General features: G+C 67.8%; 7 protein-coding genes and 1 pseudogene. 5 read left to right on the forward strand and 3 right to left on the reverse strand.

Annotated elements, in window-relative coordinates:
- Positions 1-248 precede the first annotated feature (248 nt).
- Together D7X74_RS36075 and D7X74_RS36080 are read left to right on the forward strand one after the other, a co-directional pair.
- Positions 249-2,342, forward strand: coding sequence for a cation:proton antiporter (locus tag D7X74_RS36075; protein WP_120537525.1), 2,094 nt, complete (start codon positions 249-251; stop codon positions 2,340-2,342).
- A gap of 89 nt (positions 2,343-2,431) precedes the next feature.
- Complete coding sequence (locus D7X74_RS36080; protein ID WP_120537529.1) at positions 2,432-2,962, forward strand: polymer-forming cytoskeletal protein; 531 nt, start codon at positions 2,432-2,434, stop codon at positions 2,960-2,962.
- Between the two features lie 15 nt (positions 2,963-2,977).
- Here the strand turns inward: D7X74_RS36080 and D7X74_RS36085 are convergent, their stop codons facing one another.
- Positions 2,978-3,619 (reverse strand): cysteine hydrolase family protein, encoded by a 642-nt coding sequence (locus D7X74_RS36085; RefSeq protein ID WP_120537530.1) that lies wholly within the window; start codon positions 3,617-3,619, stop codon positions 2,978-2,980.
- A gap of 93 nt (positions 3,620-3,712) precedes the next feature.
- On the opposite strand from D7X74_RS36085, the pseudogene D7X74_RS36090 reads away from it, so the two are divergent.
- Positions 3,713-3,886: pseudogene (locus D7X74_RS36090) on the forward strand (transposase); the annotation flags it as partial.
- Positions 3,887-3,947: 61 nt separating this feature from the next.
- Here the strand turns inward: D7X74_RS36090 and D7X74_RS36095 are convergent.
- Together D7X74_RS36095 and D7X74_RS36100 are read right to left on the reverse strand one after the other, a co-directional pair.
- The gene (locus D7X74_RS36095) at positions 3,948-4,424 is read right to left on the reverse strand and encodes an SRPBCC family protein (RefSeq protein ID WP_233595487.1); all 477 of its coding nucleotides are present in this window, start codon (positions 4,422-4,424) and stop codon (positions 3,948-3,950) included.
- 115 nt (positions 4,425-4,539) lie between these two features.
- Positions 4,540-5,427 (reverse strand): WD40 repeat domain-containing protein, encoded by an 888-nt coding sequence (locus D7X74_RS36100; protein WP_147446810.1) that lies wholly within the window; start codon positions 5,425-5,427, stop codon positions 4,540-4,542.
- 342 nt (positions 5,428-5,769) lie between these two features.
- On the opposite strand from D7X74_RS36100, the gene D7X74_RS36105 reads away from it, so the two are divergent.
- Positions 5,770-6,441, forward strand: coding sequence for an SRPBCC family protein (locus D7X74_RS36105; RefSeq protein WP_120537528.1), 672 nt, complete (start codon positions 5,770-5,772; stop codon positions 6,439-6,441).
- 156 nt (positions 6,442-6,597) lie between these two features.
- Positions 6,598-8,530, forward strand: a 1,933-nt coding sequence (locus tag D7X74_RS36110) for an Ig-like domain-containing protein (RefSeq protein WP_147446811.1), incomplete at its 3' end; no start/stop codon positions are given.

Raw genomic sequence — 8,530 nt, forward strand, 5'->3', positions numbered from 1 at the left:
CCCCCGGGGGGCCCACCCACGAACAGTGGCAGGGCACGCGCCTGCTTTGGAGCGCCCTGCTGTGCCTGGCCATCATCGGTGCGGCCATCGCCCTCGAGCGGTGGATGTGAGCCCGCCCTAACTTCCAGTGAGCCCCCGGCTCCGCGCGTTCCAGGCGGGGTCGGGGACCGCGAGTCCAGACGCCCCTCCTGAAGGCGGGGTGTCCCCCATCCCACGACGGCCCCTGTCCCGGTCCCGAGGCGCCTCCCATGCACGACGCCCACGCCTTCCTCCAAGCCCTCGCCACCGTCCTCTGTGTCGCGGCGGTCACCACGGTCCTCTTCCAGCGCCTGCGCCAACCGGTGGTGCTGGGCTACATCCTCGCGGGCTTCATCATCGGGCCGCACGTGCCCATCCCGCTGGTGGCGGACCCCAACATCGTCACGACGCTGTCGGAGCTGGGCGTCATCCTGCTGATGTTCTCCCTGGGGCTGGAGTTCAGCCTGCGCCGGCTCGTCCAGGTGGGCCCCACTGCGGGGCTCACCGCCGTCATCCAGTGCAGCGTGATGGTGTGGCTGGGCTTCATCGTGGGCCGCGCCTTCGGCTGGACGATGCTGGAGAGCCTGTTCACCGGCTGCTGCATCGCCATCTCCAGCACCACCATCATCGCCAAGGCGTTCGACGAGCAGAACATCCGGGGCGCGCTGCGCAGCATCGTGGTGGGCATCCTCATCGTGGAGGACCTCATCGGCATCCTCTTGATGGCCATGCTCACCGCGGTGTCCACCGGCTCCGGGCTGTCCGCGGGCGACCTGGCGCTGACCGTGGGCAAGCTGGCCGCGTTCCTGGTGGGGCTGGTCGTCATTGGCCTGCTGGTGGTGCCCCGGGTGATGCGCGCCATCACGAAGCTCCAGCGTCCGGAGACGACGCTGGTGAGCGCCATCGGCATCTGCTTCGCCGTCGCGCTGCTGGCGCAGTCGTTCGGCTATTCGGTGGCGCTGGGCGCGTTCCTCGCGGGCTCGCTGGTGGCGGAGTCCGGCGAGGGCAAGGAGATTGAACACCTGGTGCAGCCGGTGCGCGACCTGTTCGGCGCGGTGTTCTTCGTGTCGGTGGGCATGCTCATCGACCCGGCGCTCATCCGCGAGCACTGGATGGCCATCATGGTGCTCACGCTGGTGGTCGTCTTCGGGAAGATCATCAGCGTCACGCTGGGCGCCTTCTTCACCGGCAATGGCACGCGCACGTCCGTGCAGGCGGGCCTGAGCCTGTCGCAGATTGGTGAGTTCTCCTTCATCATCGCGGGCCTGGGCCTGACGCTGAAGGCCACGGGCACCTTCCTGTACCCGGTGGCGGTGGCCGTGTCCGCCATCACCACGCTGACGACGCCGTGGCTCATCCGTGCCTCCGGGCCGCTGGCCAACTGGGTGGACCGCAAGCTGCCCGCGCCGCTGCAGACGTTCGCGTCGCTCTATGGAAGCTGGGTGGAGAACCTGCGCACGTCGCCGCGCCAGAAGACGGTGGGCGCGCGCGTGCGGCGCATGGCGATGATGCTGCTCCTGGACGCGGCGCTGCTGACGGTCATCGTCATCGGCACGTCGGTGATGCTGCCCCAGGTGACGGCGTACATCGACGCGCGCATCGAGGGGAACGTCACCTTCACGCCGATGATCGTCATCGGCCTGGGCGTCGCGCTCGCCCTGCCCTTCTGCGTGGGCATCGTCCGGGTGGCGCGCCGGCTGGGCGTCACCCTGGCGGAGGGCGCGTTGCCGGCGGTGCCGGGCGGCAAGGTGGACCTGGCGGCGGCGCCGCGCCGGATGCTGGTGGTGGCGCTGCAACTGGCGAGCATCTTCATGGTGGGCGCGCCGGTGGTGGCCATCACCCAGCCGTTCCTGCCGGGCTTCCCGGGCGCAGTGCTGCTGCTCATCATGCTGGGGGTGCTGGGGTTCGCCTTCTGGCAGAGCGCCACGCACCTGCAGGGCCACATGCGCGCCGGAGCGCAGGTCATCGTGGAGGCGCTGGCGGCCCAGTCCCACGCGAAGGGCGGCGACGACGAGCCCGCTCCGGACGTGCTGCACGGGGTGCGTCAGCTGCTGCCGGGCCTGGGCGAGCCGGAGTCGGTGGCGTTGGGCACCTCCAGCGCGGCGGTGGGCCGCACGCTGGCGGAGCTCAACCTGCGCGGCATGACGGGGGCCACGGTGCTGGCCATCCGCCGGGGCACGGAGGGCGTGCTGGTGCCGTCCGCGCAGGAGGTGCTGCGCGCGGGTGACATCCTGGCGCTCGCGGGGACGCACGAAGCCATCGACGCGGCGAAGGGCGTGCTCGGCGGGGGCGTTGGAGCCGGGGTGGATGCCGCACCGGTGTGATGCGGTGGATGCAATGGGGGGACGGGGCCGGCCGTAGGCATGGCATGCCGTCCCCCTTCCGCATCTTCCGTGTCACGGAGGCTTCCACCATGCGCCGCCCACTCCTGCCGACCCTCGTTCTTGTCTGCTCGCTGGCCGTGCCCGCGCTGGCGGCGGAGCCCGCGAAGCCGTCCAAGGTTCCCGTGAAGCGTGTCTGCGTCAACGTGAAGGACGGGAGCAAGGCGGTCCAGGGCACGGACCTGGTCATCGAGCCCGGGGAGAAGATCAAGGACGCGGTCGCGGTGGACGGGGACGTCATCGTGAAGAAGGGCGCGGTGGTGGACAACGACGTGGCCGCCGTCCGGGGCCGCGTCATCCTGGAGGCCGGGGCTCGGGTGAAGGGCGACGTGGTGTCCCTGGGCGGCGAGGTGCGGGTGCCCGCGGGCGCGCGCGTCGACGGGAATGCCATGGCCCTGGGCGGCAAGCTCAAGCTGGACAAGCAGGAGGACGTGGGCGGCGAGAAGGTCAACTTCTCCATGGAGCTCAACGGCGAGGACCTGGTGAAGCAGGTCATCGGCAAGGCGCTCGACGAGGATCAGAAGTGCCACATCCTCGACGACGATGACGACAAGGACGTCTGAGGCGCGCGGCCCCCGTCACTTCCATTCGGTCGGGGGCTTCCGGGTCGGAGCTCTCCGCGAGTGGCGGACGGGGTTCACCTCGTCACCGCGGCACACGCGCACCCGCAGGAAGCGCTGGAGCTGATCGAGGGCCAGGTCGTGGTCCTTGTCGCTCTCCGCGCAGCAGCAGTCGCTGAGCACGGTGATCTTGTACTCGTGCATGTGCGCGTCGTGGGCGCTGAAGAAGACGCACAGGTTGGTGGCGATGCCCGCGAGCAGCAGCTTCTTCGTGCCCAGGTGCTCCAGCAGCGGCACCAGGGACGTGGCGAAGAAGGCCGAGTGCTTGGGCTTGAGGATGAAGTAGTCACCAGGCAGTGGCTTGAGGGCCCGGGCGACCGCGTGGCCCCGGCTGCCCCGGCGGGTGCAGTGCTTGTAGACGTCCGTGAAGTTGCTGCGCCACAGGTCGAAGTTGTCGTTGACGTAGATGACCGGCACGCCCGCCTTGCGCATCTTTCGCGCGAACGGGCCCAGCCGCTCCACCATGCGCAGCGCCCAGGGCAGGACGTTCTCCCCGCCGGGAAAGTCCAGGTCGTTGATGACGTCGATGATGAGCAGCGCGGTGTCGGAGCGGCGCTCCTGCGTCGAACGCTTCCGGACCGCCTGTCGGGGCTTCGCCACGTCCACCTCCTGATGGCTTCAGGCTAGAGCGTGTCCGCAAAGAGGTCGAGGGCGCCCGGCGTTGAGAGAGCATGAGCCGGGGCGAACTGAAGCCTGCGCGACTGGTGCCGCAAGCACCAGGTGCAGGCTGTCATCCCTACCCGATCGGACCAGCCTCGCCTTCGCTCCTTCCGCCACGCGGCCTATCGCAAGCGCTGCCGCGTGGAGTGTCTCTTCACTCGTTTGAAGCAGAACCGGCGCGTGGCGACGCGCTACGAGAAGCGGTCGTGGGAGTGGCCGAGGCAGCGAAGTTCCATGACCAACCCGCGGACTTCACCCGGTCATAGGACTAGACGCCCAGGGCGACGAGTAGCTCGTCCAACTGCTCGAACGTCTCGCCCATCCCACAGGTGCTGCCGGAGGCGATGGCACCGTCGAGAGCTTCCTTCGAGGGATAGAGGTCGTGCACGACGACCCGCGTCTTGCCGCCTTTCTCTTCGAAGGTCACCGTGGTGACGGCCCCCTCAGCACTTTCCTCATTCGTCCAGGCGAGGCGCGAGTGCGGCGTCACTTCGATGTACTTACCGAAGAACGCCATCGGCTGCTCCGAGGCAGGGTGGCCGAACACGAAACGGTACGTGCCCCCGACACGAACATCGGCCTCGCAGGAAATGAAGGAAATCCCAAACGACTTCGGTGCCCACCACCGCTTGAGCAGCTCGGGCTTGGTCCACGCCTCGAAAATGATGCGCGCCGGGCCGTTGACGGTTCGCGTGACGACGTGCTCGCGCTCGGATTTCCGCTCCGTCGTTGTGACGTTCTTCACGGGTTCACTCTCTCTTCTTGCGTCCATTGACCTTCTCCTTTTGTTTCAGTTCCTCGACAACTTTGTCCAACTCATCCCCGGGCACCTGCCGCGTGTTGGTGGGTCCAACGCCGCGTCAGGCCTTCCGGGACGGGGCCACACCCCAGATTCCGACCTTGCCGTCGTCCATGCCCCAGCTCACGAAGCGTCCGTCGGGAGAGAAGGACACGGAGCTGCCCTCCATGTCGTCCAGGTCCGAATAGGCGAAGAGCGTTTGCCCGTCGTCGGCGTTCAGCACCACGAAGGCGCTCGTGTCCGGGCTGGCCGCGAGCAGGGAGCCCGCGGGGTTGAACTCCATTTGGAGGGTTCCCGAACCCGGGCCCTCGACGACGCGCACGACATCGAGCGAGGGCAGGCTCAGGAACAGCAGCCTGCCCGCGGTGTCCGCGGCGATGACCTGGTCTCCCGAGGGGACAAATGCCGCGGTCCAGATGCGAGAGGATTCGAAGGAGCGACTGCCCACCAGCTTCCCGGTCTTCGCCTCCCAGAGGCGGAGCGACGCGAGCGTCACCGCGCCCTCCCGTTCCTCGGCGGCCCCCGCCGCGGCGAAGGCGCCATCGGCAGAGAGCGCACAGCCGTAGAAGAGCGCGCGATCATCCCGTCGCCAGATCAACCAGCTCTTGCGCAAATCCCAGAGCAGGACGCGTCCGCCCGGTGCCGTGAGCAGCAGTCGCGTTGCATCCAACGACAGACATGCGCCCCAGACGGACATCCCGGTCTTCACCGTGGACAGCAGAGAGCCGTCGGTCACCGACCAGGTCTGGAGCGCGCCCCGGAACGTCACGGACAGGAGTGTCTGGGAATCCGGCAGGAACCACGCCGCCACGCCACCGGCCAGGGGGCGCGTGAAGAGCGGTGTGTTCCTGTCCGCCTCCAGGTCCCACCAGCGCAGCTGATTCTCCCCCCGATTCCGGACCGACAGCAGGTAGCGCGACGACGCGTCCCAGCCCAGCACTTGTCTCACGATGTGCGGGGAGCGCTCCGGTTCACCCAGCGTCCGAATCAGGGACAGGCTCCGCGCGGTGTCAGGGGTCAGAAGGGAGGAAGGCGCGCGCATTCACGCCCAGGATACGGGATCCGTCCTCATGCAGGGGCAGAAGGGACCGCAGGCTGCGAACATCCGGCCGCTGTCGCCAGCGCGCCGTGTGGGTTGCCTCGAAGGAGGGCGGGCACGACTCAGGGCGTCACCTTTGGCGCACCCACGGTGGTGCCCCTCCCGAATCCAGGTGGGGGGCTTGAGCGCCCGAGGACGGAGGGCCTAAGACGCCTCCGCCCCTTCCCGGGGCTGCTGTTCCGAGGACACCCCATGCTCAAGAAGATCGCCATTGGCCTTGCCGCCGCGCTGGTGCTGCTGCTCGCCTTCATCGCCACCCGCCCCGACACCTTCACCCTGTCGCGCACCGCCACGGTGCCGGGCACGCCGGACATCGCCTTCTCTCTGGTGAACGACTTCCACCAGTGGAACCAGTGGTCTCCCTGGGACAACCTGGATCCGAACCTGAAGCGCGTCTTCGGCGGCGCGGAGTCGGGCACCGGGGCCACCTACGCGTGGACGGGCAACTCCGATGTGGGCGAAGGCCGGATGACCAACGAGGAGAGCCGCGCGAACGAGTCCGTCCGCATCAAGCTGGAGTTCATCAAGCCCTTCGCCGCCACCAGCACCACGACGTTCACGTTCAAGCCCGTGCAGGACGGCACCGCCGTCACCTGGACCATGACCGGTGAGAACGGCTTCATGAGCAAGGCGTTCTCGGTCTTCATCGACATGGACAAGATGGTCGGCAAGGACTTCGACAAGGGCCTCGCCAGCATGCAGGCCGCCGCCAAGGTCGAGGTCGCGAAGCGCGCGGAGGCCGAAGCCGCCCTCAAGCAGGCCGAGGCGAAGGCCGCCGAGGAGGCCGCCGCTGCCGCTGCCGCCGCCGCTGCTGCTGCCGCGCCCACCGAGGCCGCTCCCGCCGTGGCCGCGCCCACGCCGTAATCCCGCGCCAATCCCTTGCGGATCCCGGCCCCTTGTTGCCTCCCAGGCAACAGGGGCCTTCTTGTTTCAAGACAATATGTCATTGCACGACCGGGGGTCGCATCGGGATTCACCCATGGTATTTATCATGCCTCTTCGACACCTCGAGGTCTGGCAATGCCTGTGTTTCATGGAGCCTCCCGGCTCGCGCTGTGCCTGCTCACGTTCGTCCTTGCCTGCGGTTCCACCGAACCTGACCCAACGCCTGGGGAGGGCGAAGACAACGACAAGGTCGCCGCGCTCACCCTCTCCCCGAACGGGGCGACGCTGCTGGTGGGTGAATCCCTGACGCTGGCCGCCCAGGCGGTCGACGACACCGGCCAGGTGCTCAAGAACGTCCAGGTGACCTGGAGCTCCTACCTGCCGGAGTACGCCACGGTAGCGAACGGCCGGGTGAAGGGCGTGGCCGTCGGCGGCTCGGTCATCACGGCCAAGGCGGGGTCGGTGAGCGCGACCCTGTCGGTGATCGTGATGCCAACCGACGCGTCCCAGCCTTCGAGCGACGAGGTGCTGGCGTCCGCGCGTGAAGCCGGGCTCATCAACGACGAGGAGCTGCTGGCCTACCAGGTGTACGCGGCGTTCAGCGACCCCCGCCTGCCCCTCCAGTACAAGGCCCGGGTCGAACCGGGGTTCGACGTCACCGTCCTCGAAACGCTGCGCGAGCGCTTCGACAGCCTCTCCGCGCCGATGCAGGAAGAACTCGGAATGTACCTGCTGCGCCCGGATGACCCGGGGAGCTGGCTCAACGCGCCCCTGCCCGACGCCCGGCTGAGCAGCATGAAGCGGCCCTCCTGCCGCCCCAGCTCCGCCGGTTGGTACTCCCTGTCGAAGTCCACCGCGAAGGTGAAGGTCTGGTTCGAGTTCGCCGTCACGGGTCAGCGCGAGCAGGCCCAGCTGCTCGACGAGGCCATCGAGAAGGACATCTGGCCGAAGCTGATGGCGCTGGGGCTCAAGGCGCCGCTCACCGACGAGGACTACGCCGGCTGCAACGGGGGCAGTTCCCAGCTCGACCTCTACCTGGTCCGCAACATGGGCGGCTACGGGTTGACCCTCCCGGAAGGTTACGACAACACGCAGGCCCCCACCTACATCCAGCTGTGGGACGGGCTTGACGATGATTCACTCAAGGCCGGGGCGGCGCATGAGCTGATGCACGCCATCCAGTGGGCCTCCAAGACGAAGGGCCCGCAGAACAGCTACGGGTGGATCCGGGATGCGACCGCGAACTGGGCCATCGACCAAGTATATGGACAGTCGCTGCAACTCGAGCAGCAATACGCCGACTGCTTCATGAGCACCCCGGACCTGCACCTGGAGAACCGCACCAAGGGCCACTGCACCGCGCCGGATGCGGGCGATGCCGAACGCGACTACGGCGCCTACCTGTTCTTCCAATATTTGTCGAAGAAGCACGGCCCGAGCGTCGTGGTGGCGGCGCTGGACAAGCTGACCACGGAGACCTCCAGCCTCACCGCGGTGGACTCCGCTGTCCCCGGCAAGCTGGAGAAGGTCTGGCCGGAGTTCGCGAAGGTGCTCTGGAACCAGGCGCCCATCGACACCAAGGCGGAGTCCTTCAAGGCGTGGGACAAGCTCACGGAGAAGGCGAAGTTCAAAGCGCTCAAGGGCGACCTGGCCGGCGCGCCCGAGCTCAAGGAAGAGCTTGGCACCGAGCTGAACAACCTGGCCAACAGCTACCACCACTTCACCTTCAGCGACCCGAACACGCGCTCCCTGCTGTTCCACAACGGGTGGTTCAAGAACATCACCGAGTCGAAGGATCCGGTGAAGGTGCTCGCGCTCTGGAACGACGCGAGCGGGACGTGGCACGAGGAGGACTGGAGCGAATACGAGTACGTGGGCCTCTGCCGCGACATGAAGTCACAGCGGGCGCAGGACCTGATCATCATCACCAGCAACGCGAAGTTCGCGCCCGGCGGCGGCGGGAGCCTGACGGCGGCGAAGACGCCGTACCTCAAGCGAAGCAACGTGGGCTGCTGGAAGTACAAGGGCACGTCGAAGGCGGTCCTGGTGGGGGCGGGCTGGTCGGGCC

Source organism: Corallococcus sp. CA047B (assembly GCF_003612065.1).
Classification (GTDB): domain Bacteria; phylum Myxococcota; class Myxococcia; order Myxococcales; family Myxococcaceae; genus Corallococcus; species Corallococcus praedator.